Below are 20,819 nucleotides of genomic sequence, written 5' to 3'. Positions count from 1 at the left end.
CATGGCAGAACGTAACCCCTACTCCGCCCGCCTGCCCGTCAATGAACAGCGCGACCATCTGATGGTGCAGGTGGCCAAACTCTACTATGATTTGGATCGCACCCAGTCAGACATTGCCAACGAACTCGGCCTAACCCGCTGGCAAGTTGGCCGCCTGCTGGTTGAGGCCAAGGAAAACGGTGTCGTCCGGATCGAAATCACGCCTCGCGCTGGTCGGCGAACATCAATGGAAGTCGAATTGCAGCGCCATTTTGGCGTTAGAGAAGCAATCGTCGTCCCGACGGTCGATATCGAAGAGCCCAGCCTGATCATTGACAGCGTTGCGCAAGCTGCAGCAAGCCATCTTGTGAGCCTCAATCCCAGACCATCTCTCATGGGGGTCAGCTGGGGACGCACGATGGCAGCGGTTGCCCGCGCCTTGCCAAAAGACTGGTGCCCTGGCCTCAATGTGGTTCTTGTCAACGGCTCGACCGCTCTGACGACGACCACCAGCCGAAATTCAGCAGTTGCCGAGGAGTTTGCACAGTCAGCACCGGGGCGCGCCACGCTTTTGCCTGTGCCGGCGATAATGGGATCACGTTCGACGCGGGAGGCTCTTGAACATGACCCGATAATCGGGCGTGTCCTCAGACTTGCCGATGAGGCGCCCGTTGTCTGTTTCGGTCTTGGAGGCCTTACCCATCAGTCCGTTTTGCTTGGCTCGGGCTATCTCGATGACCACGATATTGCGCGCTTGAAAACGCTGAACTCTGTTGGCGATATCATGGGGCGTTTCGTCGACCGGAATGGCAAGATTGCCGATCGCCAGCTTGATGATCGAACTATCGGCCTGAGGCTGGAGGCACTAGCGCACAAGGAAAGAGTAATCGGTGTCGCGGCCGGTGAGGACAAGCACCTGATCACCGCAGCCTGCCTTCGGGCCGGCTACGTCACAGATCTGGTGACCGATGAAGGAACAGCACGCAAAATTCTGGAGGAAGCTGCCTGATGGAAGACGTACTCCGGATAGAACAACTCTCCAAGAAATTCCCGCCACATATCGTGGCCCTCGCCGAAGCAAATATTTCGGTCAGAAAAGGTGAAGTTCATTGTCTTTTGGGTGCGAACGGTGCCGGGAAGTCCACCTTTCTCAAATTGATCGCTGGCGCTCTTTCGCCTTCCGGCGGGGACATCTGGGTCGAAGGCAAAAAGGTCAATTTCAAGACACCGGCTGAGGCCGCAGCAGCCGGAATTTCAATGATCTACCAGGAACTTGATCTTGTTCCGCAGCTCACGGTCGCTGAAAATCTGTTTCTTGGCCATCCACCAGCCAGTTTCGGTTTTCTGAACAAACGAGAACGGCGTGCCCGCGCCCTTGAAGCATTGGCCAGGATAAAGGCGACCTTCTCTCCAGAAGACCGGGTTGGCAATTTGTCAATTGCCAACCAGCAACTGACGGCAATTGCGCGCTCGCTAACGCGGGACGCCAAGGTCATCATCATGGATGAACCGTCGGCAGCGTTGAACGAAACAGAACTGAAGGCAGTCTTCCGCGTCATCCGGGAACTGACGGCGCGCGGCGTCGCAATCCTTTATGTCAGCCACCGGTTAGGCGAACTTCGCGAGATCGGAGACCGTGTCACGGTGCTGCGGGGTGGCCAGACGATCGAAACCTTCGATGTCGCAGGCACGCCGGACAGTGCGCTGGTCGAAGCGATCTTGGGTCGTAACCGCATGCTGATTGAGCGGCAGGAGCGCGCGCCCGTGACCGGCGATGTCGTGCTTAGGGTTGACCGACTTGTGGGAGCACACAAGCTGGAAATCCGCGATTTTGAATTGCGACGTGGTGAAATTGCTGGATTAACCGGACTGAACGGTTCGGGCCGAACGTCATTTCTGAAGGCTCTATTTGGTGCAGACCCGGCTCAATCGCAAATGTCGCTGTATGGCAAATCGTTCAATCCCAAGTCGCCACGCGACGCGATCCGGGCGGGCCTTGGCTTGGTGCCCGAAAACCGTAAGACGGAAGGGCTCATTCTCGACGCACCGATCTATCGCAATGCCACTCTCCCGGCCATGCAAGGTAAATTTCTCGCTCGCCATGGAGAGCTGAAAGCGCAGACCGTTTCCGTTTTGAAACAGCTGACAACCAAATACGGCGCGCCGGAACAGAAGGTTTTGCAATTGTCCGGCGGGAACCAGCAAAAGGTCGTTCTCGCCAAATGGATCATCAAGGGTGCAAAGCTGCTGTTGCTTGATGAGCCTTCGCGCGGCCTCGATATCGGAGCCAAGGCAGATCTATACAAGCTGGTTGATAAGCTTGCCTCCGAGGGCGCGGCCGTCATCGTCGCCTCGTCCGAGCTGGATGAGCTTTACGCTGCGTGCGACACAATCTGGGTCTTCCACGAAGGGCGGAACATCGCACGGTTCAACCCGGCCAGCACAGATCACGACACGATCCTGCGTCACCAGATCCTGGGAGAACATCATCATGACTGATACCGTAACGGGAACAACGCCATTGCAACGCTCCTCCTCTCGCCGCCTCGTGGATCTGGCGATCGAATATAACTTCATCGTTATCTTCCTTGTCGTGGTCGCTATCGCGGCAATACTGTCGCCGAACTTCCTCACGCCGACCAATATCTCCAATCTGTTTCAGCAGGCAGCGGTCGTTGGCGTTGTCGCCATTGGCATGACATTTGTCATTCTCACGGGAAATATTGACCTTTCTGTCGGTTCGGTTACCGCGCTTTGCGGCATGCTGGTTGCCGTTCTGTTGGCAGGGGGCATGCCCATCGTCCCTGCTCTGGCGATCACCATCTTCACCGGTGCCGTCGCTGGCGCATCGATCGGTTCGATCACCGCTTTTGCTGCCGTCCCAAGTTTTATCGTCTCGCTGGCAGGTCTCGTATCATTTCGCGGTGTAACCTATCTGCTGACCAACGGCACGCCGGTTGCCGGTCTGCCGCCAGAGTTCGCAGCCATCTCGTCAACGATGGTGCCCCTGCTACCTGGAATCCAGGTCAGCACCATGGGGATAATTTTCGTGGCACTGTGTGTTGCCGCCGGTGCTCTTTTGCGACTGACCGTTTTTGGTGAATCTGTCTATGCAACGGGCGGAAATCCGGAAGCGGCCCGTCTGTCTGGATTGCCAACCACGCGTATCCTTATCCTTGTCTTTACGGCATCAGGTGTCATGAGCGCGCTTGCTGGAATTTTGCTGACATCACGCCTGCGTATAGGTCAACCGACTGCCGCACAGGGCCTTGAGCTCGATGCAATCGCGGCCGTTGTGCTCGGCGGAACCTCACTTTTTGGTGGTCGCGGAGGCGTGCTCGGCACCTTTTTCGCCGTGATGTTACTGCAGGTGCTGCGCAATATCTTCAACCTGCTCGGTCTCGGCTCTTTCTATCAGATGACTGTCACCGGCCTGATTATTGTTGCCGCCATTCTGCTCAACCGCTTCATCGATATCCGCCGCGGTCGTGCCTGAAACTTCTTGCAAAGATACGAAGACGTCACGGTAAATCTTCTCCACCGTGACGTCCAAAGGCATCAACAATACCGGAAAAAATCGTCGCCAAGATGAGAGACCTTCTTGGCGACGACCTCTCACACAGGGGCGTCCAAATCGCAGATCACTCGGCCGCTATCGGTCTGCTTCTCGATACGACACGTTGGTCACATAGCTTGAGATGCTGTCGAATCTTGTCTGAGAGAACGCGGACATTTGGATTGAGAACCATGGAATCGTGGTCGCCCGGCACCTCGATAACGTCAAGATTTGGGGCGAGCGGTGACCATCCGTTGTCGTGACGAACAAAATCGCGATCGGCATTGAGCTGTCTGCCACCCGTGACCAGATAGCGCGGTTCAAGTTTTGGCCTTAACAGCAAAACCTGTCCGTCATAAGGTTTGACCTCATAACGATCCAAAGCACGCAAGAAGGCTGAGTGAACGCGTTCGTTGTGCAACTCGACCGTTTTTGCCGGTGCCTGCAATGCATCTGATCGCGCTCTCTGATAGTTTGCCCAATTACGCTTATGCTCTATCCAGTTGCGGATAAAAGCACCTCTTTCTCGCTTGATGTCCTGCGCCTTGATCAGAACTTTGTCTGCCATCGACAAAACGGGATAGCCGGGAAGCGGCGTATCAAGCATGATGATGATCTCGACGGTTTCTCCGGCAGCTTCCAGTTGCTTTGCCATTTCATAGGCCACAAGCCCACCGCCCGAAAAACCTCCCAAAAGATAAGGGCCAGACGGCTGTACTGTGCGTATCTCGCGGAGGTAGTCGCGCGCCATCTCGGTGAATGTCTCGTGCGGCTCCTGATTTGCGTAGAGCCCGCGTGCCTGCAAGCAGTAGACCGGCCGGTCATTGCCGATCTGCAATGCAATATGGCGCAGGTTGAGCACATTGCCGAACATGCCAGCGCAAAGGAACAGCGGCGTAGCCGTAGCTTTGGCAGATGTCGTGGTCATCGATACCAGATGTATCCGCTGCGTATCTGCCTCTTCAGGTGCTTCAGCATTATCCGCACTTTCGGCGGGCGCTGCATTCTTGCCAATGAGGTCTGCGCATTCGGAAATAGTGGGCGCCTGAAACAAAACTGAAATGGGCAGATCGATCCCATAGGTTTTGTGGATCATCCGGAACAGGCGCACCGCGATGAGCGAATGTCCACCGACGTCGAAGAAGTTGTCGCTGACACCGATCTTCTCAACCCCCAGCAACTCACTCCAATAACCGGCAAGTGTTCGCTCAACATCGTTCCGTGGCGCAATATAGTCGTTCTCAAGGTCTGGCCGCTCGAAAAGCTGGGCAGACGGACTTGCCTGCGCATCAACTCGCCGAGCAGCCCTTTCGCGCAACTTGTCGAGTGGTAGACTGGAGACGATTGCCTGAGGTCGGCGTGTTGCCAGCACCCGAGACAGCAGGTTGAACCCTTCAGAAGGCATGATGCCCTGGCGAACCTGCGCAGCAAGTTCAAGTGTTGCGGCCGAAGGCGGTGCTCCGACTTCGCCATGACTTGCCGCTCCGGCAGACGTCACACTCAAACTGAGATCATTAGCCAAGCGTTTGATCGTAAAACGTTCGATCTCCAGAATGACTGAACCGTCCAGCGCCGTAATGGTCACATCGAAAGCGGAATAATCTGGACCGGAATTCCCGCCCTTTGACAGCCTGACATGACTGAGAACCTGTTGCGGCAGATTTTCATAGATCCGAATGGAGCCGTAAGACATCGGTGCCCACAGCACTCCAGACGACGCATACCCCTCAATAAGCTCCATTGCGTAGCCGGTTGCAATATCGAGAAGCGCCGGGTGAAAACGTAATCCTGTCTCAATGTCGCCAGCATAGTCGTCGGAGAGCGACAGTTGCGCAAGCGCCTCACCTTTTCCGATCGAAAGGGCGCGCAGAACCGACCAGCGTGACCCGAAGCGGATATTATCCTCTTGTGCGGAACGTAATACCGCGCCGTCTGCGGCGCGACGTCTGGTTGTCCAATGACTGTCGCCCAGCGAAAGCTGCACTGGCGGCAAGACCGACGGAGGGGTAAGTCGCACCGACGCTTCCGCATGGAGGCGAATGGAATTGGAACCGCCATTCTGATCTGCCGCACAAATGAAGGCGCGATAGTCATTGCCATCCTGTTCAAACCGAACCCGGATCGACTTCGTTGCCTCATCCTCAATGCTGAGTGGCGAAACGAAGATCAGATCCTCGATTTCAAAGCCTCCGGCGAAGCCATATTCATTGGCGGCCTGCGCCAGCAGTTCGATATAACCGGTTCCCGGCAGAATGGCCTCACCTGAAACAAGCCGATGTTCATTCCACATCCAGTGGGTCGCGGGGCTCGCCGTAAATTCGAGCCACTGGGTTTGATCCGCATCTTCAACCCAACGTTCGAACACGGGACCTTTTGCGGCGAACAGCTCTTTGGATGGCGCCGAGGCTGATCCAGGATTAAGGGACGCACGAGCCGCGATGCCGACCTCGTTCCAGACGCCCCAATGCACGGCGACTGTCTGACGTTTTTGATCGCCACTACGGCTCTCCGCATAGGCATTGAGATAGGCATTGGCTGCGACGTAGTCCACTTGGCCGACGGGCGCGGTATCGGTACTGGTCGAAGAAAACAGCACCAGGAAATCAATATCTTCCTTTTCCAGCACACGGGCGAGAACGGATGTGCCATAGACTTTCGGCGACAACACATCTTCAATTTCATCAAATGATTTCAGCTGGATAAGATTGTCTCTGACGATACCGGCGGTATGCAACACACCGTTGAGACTACCAAATCGGTTCTTTGCGGCCTCAACCGCTGCGGTCATCTGCTCGACGTTGCGCACATCGGCGACGCGGTAGATGACCTCGGCTCCGAGCACTTCAAGCTCTTCTATTGCTGCAATCGCCCGGCTTACCTTGTCCGTGCCAGAATGCATACGCCGATAAGACGTCCATTGCGACCGCTCAGGCAACTCGGTTCGGCCCAGCAGCACCAGACGCGCGGAAAACTGTGTTGCCAGTTCTCTCGCCACAACAAGCGAAAGATCTCCTAAACCACCTGTCAGCAAATATGTGCCCTTATGGCGGAATTGCTGTGTCGGATCGGACGGTTTGAGCGGCAGGCGTTCATGACTTGCAACCCAGCGGCGCCCTTTGCGATAGGCAACCGTTTCGGAGGCCGGAAAAACGCAGAGGTCCTCCCACAACTGGTCGAGGACATCAGCGGTCTGGCTGCTCGGAACATCGCCGACAAGTTTGAGCAGCTTTTGCAGGCCCGGTCTGTCGTTGTGTTTGGGCTTTGCGAGAAGCTCGATATCGACCATCCGTACGGTTGTACGCTCAAGCTCCTTGGGTATCACCAGACCGGGGCCAAGCACAGTCGCCTTGCCGGGATAGGCAAGCGTCTCATCGCCCACGCGCTGCATGCCGTTGGTCAGCACGGTCAGGTGACTGCCCGCCACGCCAGCATCGCCCATGGCCTGTGCCAGATGCAGAAGGCTGTAGAAACCCTGTTCCTGTATTCTGTCGAAGAAGCTGGACGCGCGTCGGTGATTTTCGTCGCCGGTCACCAGCCACATGTGGACGATATTGGCGGGCACCTCACCATCTTCACTGAGGCTGGTGAACAGTGCGTCATAGCCCCCACGCCCCTCTTCAGGACACAGACTATAGGACGAAGCATCAATCCGGCTGAAACCATCGCCCGCCGTCACGGTCACAACGTAGTGGCCTGAAGACCGCAAGCGGTCGACCAGTCGCTCTCCAAGCCCGGTGTCATCAATGAAAATCAGCCATGAACGCGGCTCCATGCTCGCATCTATCGCGACATCGCAAGGTACCTGCTTCCAGACCGGTCGATAACCCCAGTCGGACATGTCTTCCTGCCGCAATAAGGGTGCATCATCACTGGCAATCGGGGCCGAGCTGTCCACGACCCGCTCGATGAAGTAGCGCTGATGCTGAAACGCATAGGTAGGCAACTGAACGCGGCGCGGATCACGTCCCTTCCAGGATCGCGAGATTTCAACCTCAATCCCGGTCGCCCAGGCGCGACCGATTGCCGAAAGGAAGTGTAGACGATCGTCCGCATCGTCATCGGCATGCGGCAAAGTGTTGATCACCTGGTTCGCGTCGATATTCGTCTGCATTTTTGCCAGCGATGACAAGGTTCGGCCCGGCCCTATTTCAATGTAGACCTGACCCGGCTGCAACGATAGCCGCGCCATACCATCGTTGAACAGGACGGTGGATCGCAGATGCCTGACCCAGTAGGTCGGGTCACAGGCATCGGCATTCGTCAGCCAATGTCCGGCAAGGTTGGACATGATCGGGATAGTCGGCGGATTGAGACGGATACTGCGCACAAACGCTTCGAACCTTGGCAATATGCCGTCCAGCATGCGCGAATGTGCCGCGATATCAATCGCAACACGGGACGCATCAATACCTTTTTCCACCAACTCGGCTTGAAACAGGGCGAGGTCTTCATCCCGTCCGGACACGACGCAAAGTTCCGGGGCGTTGACCGACGCGATATCCAGCGACGCTGGCAGCAGGGACTTTAGTGTTTCAACCGAAACCGGTACGCTCAACATGCCACCGGGCTCGACAATATCGAACAATTCGCCGCGCAAACGCACGAGATTGACCGCGTCACGGTAGCTCATCACGCCCGAAATGCAGGCTGCTGCATATTCGCCCATCGAGTGACCGATCAGCGCCTTGGGGCTGACACCCCAATCCTTCCAAAGCCGTGCAATGGCGACCTCAACGATCAATATGGCAGGCAGTTGCAGAGACGGGCGCAGGAACGTTTTACCTTCAGCCGTTTTGTCACCGCCAGTGGCAAACCATACTGCACGGATTTCATCGGCGATCGCCGGCTCAAGATAGGAAAAACCTTCTTCTACAAAACTGCGGAAGCGCGCATCTTCCTCGCAGAGACGACGTGCCATGCCAACATGCTGGGCACCTCCGCCGGGAAGCAGAAAGACAGCTCCCACGGGGTTTTCAATCGCCGAATGTGTGAACATCCGTTTTGGGTTGTCGCCAGACAGCACGGCGACAGCATCTGCGCGGTCACGAACCACCGCAACGCGCCGATGCTCGAACTGTACCCGTCCCTGATGCAAGGTGAACGCTGCGTCTACAGTCCTCAACCCCGAATTTGTCGCAAACGCTGTACCGAGACGTTTGGTAGCTCCATCGAGAGCCTTGCGGTGTTTTGCGCTGAAAAGCAGGATGGCCGGGTCATCATTGGCGATGTCATCAACAGGCGCGATACGTGGAGCCTGCTCCAAAACGATATGTGCGTTTGTTCCGCCAACCCCAAGCGAGTTGACCGCGGCGCGACGCGGTCCGTCTGTATCAGGCCAGCTGGTCAGCTGGCTTGCGACAACAAACGGACTACTGGCGAAATCGATTGACGGATTTGGTTTCTCGAAGCCGAGAGTGGGCGGTATTTCAGCGTTCTTGAGCGCAAGGGTCGTCTTGATCAGGCTGACAACGCCAGCGGCAGTGTCGAGGTGACCAATATTGGATTTCACCGACCCGACGTGACAAAAACCTTTCTGGTTTGTTGTCTGACGGAACGCCTGGGTCAGAGCCTCGATCTCGATAGGATCTCCGAGTGCCGTGCCAGTGCCGTGGCATTCGACGTACTGGATCGTCTCGGCACTGATGCCCGCAAGCCCTTGCGCCTCAATGATCGCCTCTGCCTGACCCGTAACGCTTGGCGCGAGATAACCCGCCTTGCTGGCACCATCATTGTTGATTGCCGAGGCTTTTATGACTGCGTGAATGATGTCGCCATCAGCCAAGGCGTCGGACAGCCTTCGAAGCACAACCACCCCTGCCCCGCTGCCAAACACAGTGCCAGCGGCGCGATGGTCGAACGGTCTGCAACGGCCATCGGGAGAGAGGATTTCACCGTCATGATAAATATAGCCGCGCCGATGCGGCAACTCAATCGTGACGCCGCCCGCAAGAGCCATGTCGCACTCGCCGCTCAAAAGGCTCTGGCAGGCATAGTGGACAGCGACAAGCGAGGTGGAACAGGCCGTCTGCACATTCACACTCGGCCCGCGCAGATCAAAGGAGAACGACGCCCGCGTAGACAGAAAGTCCTTGTCATTGCCGGTATGGCGAAGCAGGAACATGCCCGTCTGCTCGAGCAACTGCCTGTTGCTGCAGACGTTGAAATAGAAATAGCTGCCCATGCCGCAGCCGGCAAATACACCGACTGGCCCAGGCATTGTGTTTGGAGTACGCCCCGCGTCCTCCATTGCTTCCCAGGTGCATTCCAAAAACTGCCTGTGCTGCGGATCCATGATCGCAGCCTCTTTCGGGCTCAGCCCGAAAAAATCAGCATCGAACATCTCCATGTCGGGCATATCAGATGTCCGCGCAACATATTTGGGATCGAGCATTCGAGCCTGGCTCTCACCAGCGGCAATCAGCTCGTCTTCCGAAAGATTGCGAATGGATTCAGTGCCTGATCGAAGGTTTTGCCAGAACTCATCTGGTGTTCTGGCGCCCGGCACTCTTAAAGCCATGCCGATGATTGCGATGTCGTTTGGTGAGGCGGTATCCTGATCTTGCATGCGACGCTCTTTACTCTCTCACACGCGGCCCCGATCGAAATTGCTGACAGCAAAATAGAAAACGTGCCTATATTTATTTCATAGCTGCTCTTGGTAAGTAACCGTATGAATTCTATTGAGTTTGTCTTATAAGCAATTTCTATAATTTATGAATATAAATAATATTTAACTGTTTGCAAGCACCTGAAGCCAGTGTATTCAATTTCGAGTAGCCAAACAAATTGGGCACAGAGTATTGCTTATGACTCAGTCTCTTTTCTTCTGGTGTTTATCGCTTCTCAATATTGCACTATTTTCTTTGGCAATCATCTATTCAGCGCAGTTGTTGGCAGCACTGCCATCGCTACGGGCGAAGATACAGCCATCGACTGCACCAAGACCAAAAATCGCCATTCTTGTTCCAGCGCATAATGAAGAAGCAGGACTGGGCGCCTCCCTGACCGCCATTCGCGCAGCGATGGCAGTGGACGATCGCTTGCTTGTCGTTGCCGACAATTGTTCGGACAGGACGGCAATCATTGCACAAACGGCTGGTGCGGAAGTACTCGAGCGAAACGATACGACTCGAAGGGGCAAAGGATATGCGCTGGATGCTGGCGTAAAATATCTGTCCTCTTGCCCGCCGGATATCGTCGTGCTGATAGATGCGGACTGCTTTCCCTCCCCTGACGCAATCGGCTTCCTCGCCGAAGCGACCGTACAGACAGAAAGACCCGTTCAGGCACTTTATCTGATGACAAACAAGGCAGGCGCCGGGCTCAGCCTGAAGATTGCCGAACTCGCATTCATGCTGAAAAACCGTCTTCGGCAGAGAGGACTCAATCGCCTTGGCATTCCCTGTCATCTGACGGGAAGCGGAATGGCTTTCCGCTGGGAGGTTATCAGCGACCTTGATCTCGCCCACGGACACCTCGTCGAAGACATGAAGATGGGTCTGGATCTTGCCATTGCCGGATCAGGACCGGTGTTCTGCGAAGACGCCGTGGTGCTGAGCCCGTTTCCGGACACCGTGCAAGGATTAAGCACACAGCGGCAAAGATGGATCGGCGGTCACTTCGAATTGATAAGCACGGCGCTTACCGGCGTTGCAAGGGCATTGCGCAGAGGCAGGATCGCTGCCGCATTGAGTGCATTGTCGACGGCCATACCGCCACTTACGTTTCTTCTGCCGTTGCTTGCCATAGTCTTGCTGATGACTGCAGGTTTTACCTGGGCGTTAAAGCTTGCCCCTCTCCCGCTCTTTATTGCAGTAGCCAATCTGGCCTTGGTCTGCGGCACGACGTTAATCGCGTGGGTTAAATATGGACGCTTGATTTTGACGCCGTCGGACGCCCTTCGTGCCGTGTCGATCATTGGTCTGCAAATGATACGATCCCCGCAGATGTTGCTCAGCGCACATCGAAATGGATGGGTGCGGACGGATCGCGGACAGCCAGGCGAATGAGTCGCTTATTTGTATTCGATCAGCCTGTGGCGACGACTGGTCAAAACGTTGCTGTAGTAAGTCGCCACGCCTCTCATTTCCGCGAACTTCCCAACTACCGACAATGCTGCCTCCACCCATCTGTTCTGACCTTTGGAGGCAGTTTTCCCTGCCAATCGCAATACCTGAAGTGGATAAAGCGCAAGCAGCGCCAGAAACGCGGGATGGACGACAGCGCCACCGATCAAGGACGCAGCAGGCAGCACACCACCCCAAAAGAGGCTGCGCCTGACATTGCGAACCCAGATGCGTTTATCGGACGTTCTGTGACGGGCCGCGACCTGCGCATAGGCATGGCCGGCACGAACCGAACGTCGCCACCACTGCGAGAATTTTTTGATATTGGCATCGTGAAGCGTCATGTCCGCGTCGATACGCCAGATTGTCCAGCCGATCTCACGCATTCGCAGGCACATTTCCGGCTCCTCACCGGCAATCAGATCAGCAGAGTAACCATTGACATCCCGAAATGCCTTAACGCGGATAAGGCAGTCTCCGCCGCAGGCTTCCGCCTCGCCAACCGGTGTATTCCACTCATCGTCACAAATGCGGTTATAGATCGAAACGTCAGGGAAGATTTCCCTCCGGCGCCCGCATACGATCGCCAGCCGGTCCTTGTCGCGGAAAAAGTCGCGGGCTTTCCTTATCCACCCATCAACGATCCGGCAGTCACCGTCTACGAACTGGACAAATTCGATATCGGAAGCAATGCGCAGCAACGCGGCAAAACCTTCGTTACGTGCCCGTGCAGCGGTAAACGGAACGTCTGGCGCCAACTCCACGACGGTAAGCCCCATGCTGCGCGCCGCCTCGATACTGCCGTCGGTTGAACCGGAATCGACATAGACCGATCGGACAGCAAGTTCGCCGAGCGAAGCCATGCAATCGATGAGCCTCTGACCTTCATTACGACCGATAAGGACGACACCAACATCATGTGGCGAGGGTTGCGTGAGTGTTTCCATCTCACGAATGTCCAATTGCCATCGATACGGTGGCAAATGGAGTTCCGTAGCCGAGCTCTATGCGAATGAACAACAAAAGCGCGATCAATGCCAGGAAGATGGCGTTGATCAGCAGGTCCTGGTTCAGAAACGAAATTCTCTCGCGTCGCTGACCAAAAGCGATTGGGAAATAGCGGAGCAATTCACTTGCAATGACCGCAAGGATAACGCCGGCCAGACCTAGCCATGCCTGCCCGGCATAGGACAACACCACAAGGGACAGGAGTTTCAGCAGATTGCCCGCCACCCCGTAGGCGGGCTTGCCAACTCCCAGCATGGTATATTCGTTTACAGTGCTCAGTATGCCAAACCACGCGCCGACAAGCAGCATGGACAGCATCCATCCGGCATCATGGTAGCGTGCATCATAGACAATTGAGATCGCAAAATCCGCAGTCGCAATGCCGATCGCAATCGAGGTTGCGGCAAGCAACAACAGCTTGAAGCGAAGCGGGCTGACCTGCTGAATAAGTGCTGGCCGTGCTTCACTGGCACTGGCAGAAATCAGCGGAAAAACAAGCTGGAAGCTGATGCGACCGATCAGGGTCCCCGGCAGATCGGCAATGATGCGCGCAATCGAATAGACGCCGACCAAAGCCAGCGGAACGGCCTGCGCCAGAAACAGCTTGTCGAAATTTCCGCACAGGAATGCCAGCAGTGACGACAGGAAAATCCATTTACCGAAGGACAGGACCTCACGAACATAGGCCGTGTTCCACTCGAACCAGTTGACGGCGTGAGGCAGCATGTAGCTGGCAGTCGCACGGATGATTGCAGAGATCAGGTTTGCCACCATGATCGCCCACACGCTTGGGTGAATTAGCGCGAGCGTGACAGTGACGATGATGGTCGTGACGTCGAGAACAACCTCAAAAAGGTTGGCCTGCTTCAGCATCATATGCCGCTGCATGTAATAGAACGAGGTGGACGCCGCGCCCAGGATCAGGATGTTCAATGCCGTCACTTGCAGCAGGCTTGGAGAAATGTCGTACAGTGCGCTGAGCGGATATGCAGCAATGGAAAATATGCAGCAGAGAATGAAACTGCGAACAAATTGCAGCGTCCAGACCGTATTTTTGAACGATCGGTTTTCAGCATTCGGATTGCGGACTACCGACTGGCCGATGCCGACATCCGTAACAAGTTCCATGCCGTTTTTCAGCGTAAAAACGATCATCAATACGCCGAACACTTCTGGCGCCACGATGCGTGACAGAATGACATTCGACACAAACCGCAAGCACACCGACAGGCCATAGGCACCGACAGTCCACATCGCTCCGGTGACAACACGCTTTTGGGAGAAATTCACAGTTTCGCTCATTTCTCAGCCTTTTGAGGGACGACGAACCCGTTTGCATGCCTCTGTTTTCGAGCGGTCGTCATGATTTACGTCCGAAAAGCCGGGAAAGATCTGATGCAAGCGACTTGATATCGTGCATGCGTTCAACGCGCATTCGGCCCTCTTGCCCCATTTCCGCCAGTCGTTCCGGCGAAGCGGATAAAGCGTCACGCAAGGCGGAGACGAGCGCGACATGGTCGCCCGGTGGAACAAGCCAACCACATTTGTCATCCACCAATTCGGGAATGGCAGCGATGGTGGTCGTGATCACCGGCCGTTGAAGCGCCATGCCCTCCATCAACACGATCGGCAGGCCTTCATGGTAGCTTGGTAACAACAATGCGCGACTGGTCGCAATGAAGGTCCTCACTTCTTCGTTGGAAGCCCAACCTTTAAGGATCACCTGCTCGCGAACGCCGTGACGGGCGATTTCCGCTTCGATCTCCGCCCGGCTCTCGCCATCGCCGATCAAGGTTATGCGAAGCGAAGGAAACTCATCGCGCAAGGCGGCGGCAGCGGCAGGAATGTGGACCTGCCCCTTCTGGGGACACAGGCGGCCGACGCAGACAATGTTGAAATTGTCGGCGGTGATTGGTGCAGACGGCTTGAAATCCTCGAGATTCAGGCCGCAACGCGCAATCTCAATCTTTTTCCGGTCCTCTTCGGTCTGGCTAAGGTCACGCAGGACGGATCGGCAGTAATTGGAAATGGCGACGACGAAAGATGCATGCCTGATCTTGAGCGCATAGCTGTTTGCAGACGTGTCAATGAACTCATCGGGACCATGGGCTGTGAAACTGTATTGGGGGCCGCCCATGAGCCGGGCGAGCATGACTACGGCTGCGGCGTTGGTACCATAATGGGCATGGGCGTGGTCAATGCCTGCACGAGAGGCTTTTTGGCGAAAACTTGCGGCCTGCATCAGATATGCAGCATGGCGCGCAAACCCTCCTCCGGAGTTCGTGACCAATTTCCGCCAGGTCGGCAGCGCCTTGATAATTCCAACGGGATTGAGAAGTAGTTCTCGTATCGTCGCTATCGTCAGGTCTGACAGCTTGCCTTCAAGTATATAGACCGTCTTTTCGGCTTCAGCGATGTCCTTTTGATCGACAAGTTTGTCTGAAAATCGTCGTGCCGCGAAGCGCAATACCGTTTGCCCTTGAACTTCAAGGGCTTCGATCTCGCGACGAATGAAAGTGGCGCTCGGCACCGGGTAAGTATTCAGGAAATAACCTACTTTCATTACGCCACTCCAAACACACACAAAACTCAAGTTACAAATCGCGCTGCTCAAGCACTGTAAAAGCGGGAGAGATGATTTTTTGAAAATGCACAATAAATGGATACGTAGCGCCCAAACAACGCTCACGACAACAAATATATTTCGCAAAATACTGAATATCTCTATTGAATTATCAGGGAAAATAATTCAACCTGATACAAATTATGCGGGCAACAAGCTTATTTTGCAACACGATTTCGTTTTGCGAAATCTATTTTTTATAATCTGCCCAGCGAAATATTACCTATATTCAGTGGCGTTTGTTGTTTCGGAGTATACGTCTAGATGTTCAGCGGTATTTTGATTGGCAATGAAGCTTTACTTGTGCAGTGCGGCATTTTGCTCCGAGATAAAGGCTTTGCGATAACTGCAGTTGTGTCAAGCAACGATGCGGCAAAAGACTGGGCAACACAACAGTCTATTCCAGTGATCGAATGGGGTGACGACCTCGAGAAAGCCGTTGGGCACCTCGATTACGACTGGCTGTTCAGCATCGCCAATCTGCGAATGATACCGCAGACGGTCTGGCAGAAAGCGCGACGGGGCGCCATCAATTTCCATGATGGCCCACTTCCAAGACTGGCAGGTCTAAACGCACCGACATGGGCTATTCTAGAAGGTGAGACAACATTCGGCGTTACATGGCACGAAATCACTGAAGGCGCAGATGAAGGTAAAATCTACCGCCAGACACATTTCGACATCAACCCTGACGAAATCAGTCTCACGCTGAACACCAAATGTCTGGCGGCTGGCGTTGAGACTTTTGCCAAGCTTGTCGACGACATCAACAACAACGCACTGACCGGGGTAGCACAAGACTTCTCCCAGCGTAGCTATTTTGCAAAATCCAAACGACCTGACGCCGCCGGCACCCTGCCGTTTGAAAAATCAGCTGAGGATCTATCTCGACTCCATCGCGCGCTGAATTTCGGCGCAGGTTACACCAACAGGATGGTGCATCCAAAAATCCGTCATGCTGAAGGCATATTCCTGCTGACAACATTCACAGTGTTGGGACTACCTGATGACCCCAAGCCTGCGGGCTTCATTCGCTCTGTCGGCCCGGGCGGCGTGGTTGTGGCGACAGCGACCGACGATGTTCTGATCAATGGTACGATGCAGAGGAATGGTCATGAGGTCCTGCTTTCCGACCACGTAAGGCAGGGTGACAGTCTTCCGCAATTTGCAACTGGCGATCTCGAGGAACTGAATACCGCAGTTGCCGATGTCGTTCGTTACGAAGATCGGGCGAAGGCCAGATTGCTGGCCGCCGAGGACGTCAAACTTTTTGACGTGTCGGAAAGTCCGTCTCACGCGGCTGGTGTTGCCAGCATTTCCATTAACCTGCCAGACGCGTTGACGACGAATTTACGGATTGCAGTAATTGCAGCCTTCCTGGCACGGTTTTCGGGTCAGGACAGGCTCGATATTGCCTATTCCTCGCCTAAGGCAGCAGATTATAACAGTCGGTTCCCGGGTTACTTCGCCCCCGATGTCCCTCTGCACGTTGAACTGCCATCAGATTTTCTGGTGTCCGAGTTTGCTGAAGGCCTGGCATCACAGCTGACTGTTTTGCGGCGGGAAGCCACCTATCTCAGCGATCTGCACTTCCGTGAACCGGGTCTGTCCAACAATCGTTTGACAACCTGCATCGTCGAGACCGACAACGGCTCGCTATGGTCCAGCAGCATTGACCATCCGCTGACATTTGTCCTCGACACAGCAACGTCAAGCGCACGATTGGCGTATGACCAATCAAGGGTTCCGGATGCAATCGCGGCGCAATATTGTCGCCACATCGAACTGCTTGCGTCTGCTTTCCTGCAGGATGGCCGCGTCGTTGATCTGCCTTTGATGTCCGCCGACGAAATCAAGAACGTTGTCTACGGCTGGAACGATACGGCCCGGGATTATGACACCGCCGCATGCGTTCACACACTCATCGAACAGCAGGTGCAATCGACCCCCAACGCCATTGCAGTCGCCTGGCGCAATGAGGAACTGACATACAAGGAGCTCGATGAACGGGCGAACCTGATCGCGAATGTTCTTGTCGACCTCGGCGTGAAACCTGATTTCATGGTTGGTCTCAACCTCCCCCGCTGCAGCAATCTTGTGGTTGGTGCCTTGGCGATCCAGAAGGCTGGCGGAGCATATGTTCCGCTTGATCCTCATTTTCCGGCAGATCGCCTTGCCTACATGGTGGAAGACAGCGGTGCGGCCGTCATCTTGACAAGCCGCATGACCGAAACACCGCTCTTCGCGACCGGCGTCAAAACCGTCTTCATCGAAGATATACTCGAGCGATCCGTCACGACAGACAGACCGGTTACAGAGGTATCGCCTGCCAATCTCGCCTACGTCATCTATACGTCAGGCTCGACCGGTCGCCCCAAGGGCGTGATGGTTGAACATCGCAATGTGGTCAACTTCTTTGCCGGGATGGATGAACGCATTCAGTACGACAAGTCGAGCCAGCCAGTCTGGCTTGCGGTTACCAGCCTATCCTTCGATATTTCGGTCCTGGAGCTTTTCTGGACCTTGGCGAGAGGTTTCAAGGTCGTACTCCATTCTGCCCAGACCCAAAGCCACAAAGGCGGTGATGGTGCCGTCAAATCCGCCCGCGCTGGCAAAGCGCCGATAGATTTCGGTCTATTCTATTGGGGCAATGATGATGGCGCGGGACCGGCAAAATACCAGTTGTTGCTCGAAGGCGCGAAATTTGCAGATGCGAATGGCTTCCAAGCTATCTGGACGCCCGAACGGCATTTTCACGCATTCGGCGGCCCCTACCCGAACCCTGCCGTAACAGGTGCAGCCATCGCTGCCGTCACCAAGAACCTGGCAATTCGTGCCGGCAGCTGCGTCCTTCCGCTCCATCATCCTATCCGTGTCGTAGAAGAATGGGCGGTTCTCGACAATCTCAGTAATGGGCGGGTGGGCCTTGCCTTTGCCTCCGGCTGGATGCCGGAAGACTTTGTTCTCAGACCCGAAAACGCACCGCCGCACAACAAGACTGCGCTGTTGCGCGATATCGAAACCGTGCGAAGGCTGTGGCGCGGCGAACGCATGGAATTCGATTATGGCGGCGGCAAAGCCAGTGTCGTCACACAGCCGCGACCAGTTCAGCCGGAAGTGCCAGTCTGGCTGACGACTGCAGGCAATCCCGAAACATACAGAGAAGCCGCGAGAAACGGCGCACATGTGCTGACTCATCTGCTCGGCCAGTCCGTTGATGAGCTTGCTGAAAAGATCAGCATTTACCGGCAAACACTGGTCGAATGCGGTCGCGATCCCGATGCCTACAAGGTGACGCTGATGCTGCACACGTTGCTCGGTGAGGACCGGGAAGAAGTGCGTGATGCCGCCCGTGGCCCAATGAAAGCCTATCTGCAAAGTGCCACGGCGCTGATCAAACAATATGCCTGGGCATTTCCCGCTTTCAAGAAACCACAAGGCCTGTCCAACGCTCTCGACATTGATCTGCAGTCTCTTGCGGCAGACGAGCTGGATGCCATCCTTGAATTTGCATTCCTGCGTTACTTCGAAGACAGCGGTCTGTTTGGCACCGTCGACGACGCCATGAAGCGTATTGATCAGGTTGCTGGCATCGGCGTGGACGAGATTGCCTGCCTGATAGACTTCGGCGTGCCATCTGAGCTTGTGCTGGAGAGACTGGAGCCGCTGGCCCGGGTGGTAGCACAGGCGCGTGCTGAAACGACTGTTACGGTTGAGGATGTTGCAAACGACAATAGCTTTGATCAGGACGTGCACCGGCACGGGGTAACACATCTTCAGTGCACCCCTTCAATGGCACGTATGTTCCTGATCAACGAAACAGATCGCGCTGCTTTCGCGCAAATCCGTCACCTGTTTATCGGTGGCGAGGCACTTCAAAACTCTCTGCTTGGCGACATCCAAAAACTGACCAATGCCAGTGTCGAGAACATGTACGGCCCGACAGAAACAACGATATGGTCATCCACAATGACCGCCGACATGTCGGAGATTGTTGTGCCGCTTGGGCAACCGATTGCCAATACACAACTCTACGTGCTGGACGCGTCTGGCGGCGTGGCGGCACCGGGACAGCCCGGTGAACTTTATATCGGTGGCGACGGGGTAACGCGCGGTTATCTGAACCGCGAGGAATTGACGCGGGAACGTTTCGTTCCAAACCCCTTTGCGCCAGGTCGTATATACCGTACCGGAGATCTGGTTTGCCGCAAGACGGACGGCACCTTGAGATTTCTCGGGCGCACGGATTATCAGGTCAAGGTCCGCGGTTATCGTATCGAACTGGGTGAGATCGAGGCACGGATCGCGTCCTTCCCCGGCGTGGCCGAAGCTGTCGTTGTTGCAAGAGAAGACAGGGCTTCCGACGTTCGCATCGTCGCTTATCTGAGGCTGACCGGTCAGCCATTGAACGAGGAGGCACTCAGACAACATCTTGGTGAAGCCCTGCCTGACTATATGATACCGGCACATTTCGTGACGCTCAAAGCGTTTCCACTGACGCCGAATGCGAAAGTCGACCGAAAAGCGCTGCCAAAACCGGATACGGGACCCATTATCGTCTCCGCTCAGGTCTTCGTGGCGCCGGAAAACAAACTGCAATCGGATCTGGCTGAAGCCTACAGCCGAACCCTTGGCATTGAACGCGTCGGTTTAAACGACAACTTCTTTGCTCTTGGCGGACACTCACTTCTCGCTGTGCAATTGCACCGTGACCTGAAAGTCGTCATCGCCCCTGACCTGACAATAACCGATGTTTTCCGTTTCCCGACCGTGCGAGCGCTTGCCGAGCATCTTGCCGACCGCGGAAAGGCAGAAGAACGTCTGAGCCAGGTGGCGGACAGAGCGGCCAATCGACGGGCCGCTCTTGGAGATCGGCGTGCGGCACTGACACGTTCGCGGCTCTGAATGGTGGTGGATGCGCTAAAGACCCTGTTTCCAGATGACGTGGCCATCGCGCACGGCGATCCACGCGCAGCTCGCAGTGGTTTTCTGGACGAAGAAGAGCGGTATATCGCGCATGCCATTCCGCGCCGCAAACGGGAATTCCATGCTGGCCGCGCCTGCGCGGGAACCGCCATGAGTGCCTTGGGCCTGAAACGCGTTCCCATACCCGCTGCAAACGATCGCTCTCCCGTTTGGCCGGACGGTGTTGTCGGAAGCATCAGCCACTGCGATACGCTGTGTGTCGCGGCCGTCGGCCTCGCGGCGCATGGGTACCTGTCGATGGGTCTCGACGTCGAGCCTGCTGAAGCACTACCTGCTGACTTGTTCGATGCAATATGTACACGTCAAGAGCAAGACTGGCTCGAGGATCGCCCATCAAGCGAGCGTGCTCTTCTGGTGCGGACGATCTTCAGCGCAAAGGAAGCAACCTACAAGTGCCAGTACCCTTTAACTGGCATGATGATGGATTTTCAGGATCTGGAAATCTCGCTTGGCACCGATTCATTTGATGCCACCTTCTGCAAAGACATCAAAGACTTCACCAAGGGAACCGTTCTTCCAGGCAGCCTTGCAGTTCAAGACGGCTACATTTTCGCCGCCATGGTGATGACCACGCAAAGCAGATGGAACTCAAGGTGACAAA

The 20,819-nt window shown here is 55.4% G+C and carries 10 protein-coding genes; 6 read left to right on the top strand and 4 right to left on the bottom strand.

The window, feature by feature from the left end; translation table 11 throughout:
* The first annotated feature begins 1 nt into the window (after position 1).
* From PYL13_RS24855 to PYL13_RS24845, 3 genes are read left to right on the top strand one after another with little or no spacing between them, the layout of a single operon-like run.
* Positions 2-988 carry a sugar-binding transcriptional regulator gene (locus tag PYL13_RS24855; RefSeq protein WP_275642643.1) on the top strand — a complete coding sequence of 329 codons (987 nt, stop codon included), beginning with the start codon at positions 2-4 and terminating at the stop codon, positions 986-988.
* On the top strand, positions 988-2,478 hold the full coding sequence (locus tag PYL13_RS24850; RefSeq protein WP_275642642.1) for a sugar ABC transporter ATP-binding protein: 1,491 nt from the start codon (positions 988-990) through the stop codon (positions 2,476-2,478). The genes PYL13_RS24855 and PYL13_RS24850 overlap by 1 nt, the downstream gene beginning before the upstream one ends.
* Positions 2,471-3,475, top strand: a complete 1,005-nt coding sequence (locus PYL13_RS24845; RefSeq protein WP_275642641.1) for an ABC transporter permease — start codon at positions 2,471-2,473, stop codon at positions 3,473-3,475. The genes PYL13_RS24850 and PYL13_RS24845 overlap by 8 nt, the downstream gene beginning before the upstream one ends.
* Positions 3,476-3,620: 145 nt before the next feature.
* Here PYL13_RS24845 and PYL13_RS24840 read toward each other — a convergent pair whose 3' ends face one another.
* Entirely contained in the window at positions 3,621-10,100 is a 6,480-nt protein-coding gene (locus PYL13_RS24840) for a type I polyketide synthase (RefSeq protein ID WP_275642640.1), read from the bottom strand.
* Between the two features lie 241 nt (positions 10,101-10,341).
* Between PYL13_RS24840 and PYL13_RS24835 the strand changes: the two genes are divergently transcribed.
* Positions 10,342-11,544: a glycosyltransferase family 2 protein gene (locus PYL13_RS24835; protein WP_275642639.1), complete on the top strand. Its 1,203-nt coding sequence runs from the start codon at positions 10,342-10,344 to the stop codon at positions 11,542-11,544.
* A gap of 5 nt (positions 11,545-11,549) precedes the next feature.
* Here PYL13_RS24835 and PYL13_RS24830 read toward each other — a convergent pair whose 3' ends face one another.
* Genes PYL13_RS24830 through PYL13_RS24820 form a run of 3 tightly spaced genes read right to left on the bottom strand, consistent with a single transcriptional unit; the run spans position 11,550 to position 15,298 of the window.
* Positions 11,550-12,548 carry a glycosyltransferase gene (locus PYL13_RS24830; protein ID WP_275642638.1) on the bottom strand — a complete coding sequence of 333 codons (999 nt, stop codon included), beginning with the start codon at positions 12,546-12,548 and terminating at the stop codon, positions 11,550-11,552.
* A gap of 1 nt (position 12,549) precedes the next feature.
* A complete protein-coding gene (locus PYL13_RS24825; RefSeq protein ID WP_275642637.1) occupies positions 12,550-13,911 on the bottom strand; it encodes an oligosaccharide flippase family protein in 1,362 nt (453 codons plus the stop codon).
* A 58-nt stretch (positions 13,912-13,969) separates the two neighbouring features.
* Positions 13,970-15,298, bottom strand: coding sequence for a glycosyltransferase family 4 protein (locus PYL13_RS24820; RefSeq protein WP_275642636.1), 1,329 nt, complete (start codon positions 15,296-15,298; stop codon positions 13,970-13,972).
* Positions 15,299-15,586: 288 nt separating this feature from the next.
* Here PYL13_RS24820 and PYL13_RS24815 point away from each other — a divergent pair, with 288 nt between their 5' ends.
* Positions 15,587-20,137, top strand: coding sequence for a MupA/Atu3671 family FMN-dependent luciferase-like monooxygenase (locus tag PYL13_RS24815; protein ID WP_275642635.1), 4,551 nt, complete (start codon positions 15,587-15,589; stop codon positions 20,135-20,137).
* A complete protein-coding gene (locus tag PYL13_RS24810; RefSeq protein ID WP_275642634.1) occupies positions 20,138-20,815 on the top strand; it encodes a 4'-phosphopantetheinyl transferase family protein in 678 nt (225 codons plus the stop codon).
* The last annotated feature ends 4 nt before the right edge of the window (positions 20,816-20,819 follow it).

Origin of the sequence: Agrobacterium sp. Azo12 (assembly GCF_029193765.2) — a bacterium.
Taxonomy (GTDB): domain Bacteria; phylum Pseudomonadota; class Alphaproteobacteria; order Rhizobiales; family Rhizobiaceae; genus Agrobacterium.
The sequence above is the reverse complement of the archived record's forward strand: the minus strand, read 5'-3'. Positions and strand labels throughout refer to the sequence as shown.

Coding starts and splice junctions, on each gene's coding strand:
- PYL13_RS24850 (WP_275642642.1), top strand. CDS start 988: ATGGAAGACGTACTCCGGATAGAACAACTCTCCAAGAAATTCCCGCCA.
- PYL13_RS24825 (WP_275642637.1), bottom strand. CDS start 13,911: ATGAGCGAAACTGTGAATTTCTCCCAAAAGCGTGTTGTCACCGGAGCG.
- PYL13_RS24830 (WP_275642638.1), bottom strand. CDS start 12,548: ATGGAAACACTCACGCAACCCTCGCCACATGATGTTGGTGTCGTCCTT.
- PYL13_RS24855 (WP_275642643.1), top strand. CDS start 2: ATGGCAGAACGTAACCCCTACTCCGCCCGCCTGCCCGTCAATGAACAG.
- PYL13_RS24840 (WP_275642640.1), bottom strand. CDS start 10,100: ATGCAAGATCAGGATACCGCCTCACCAAACGACATCGCAATCATCGGC.
- PYL13_RS24835 (WP_275642639.1), top strand. CDS start 10,342: ATGACTCAGTCTCTTTTCTTCTGGTGTTTATCGCTTCTCAATATTGCA.
- PYL13_RS24810 (WP_275642634.1), top strand. CDS start 20,138: ATGGTGGTGGATGCGCTAAAGACCCTGTTTCCAGATGACGTGGCCATC.
- PYL13_RS24845 (WP_275642641.1), top strand. CDS start 2,471: ATGACTGATACCGTAACGGGAACAACGCCATTGCAACGCTCCTCCTCT.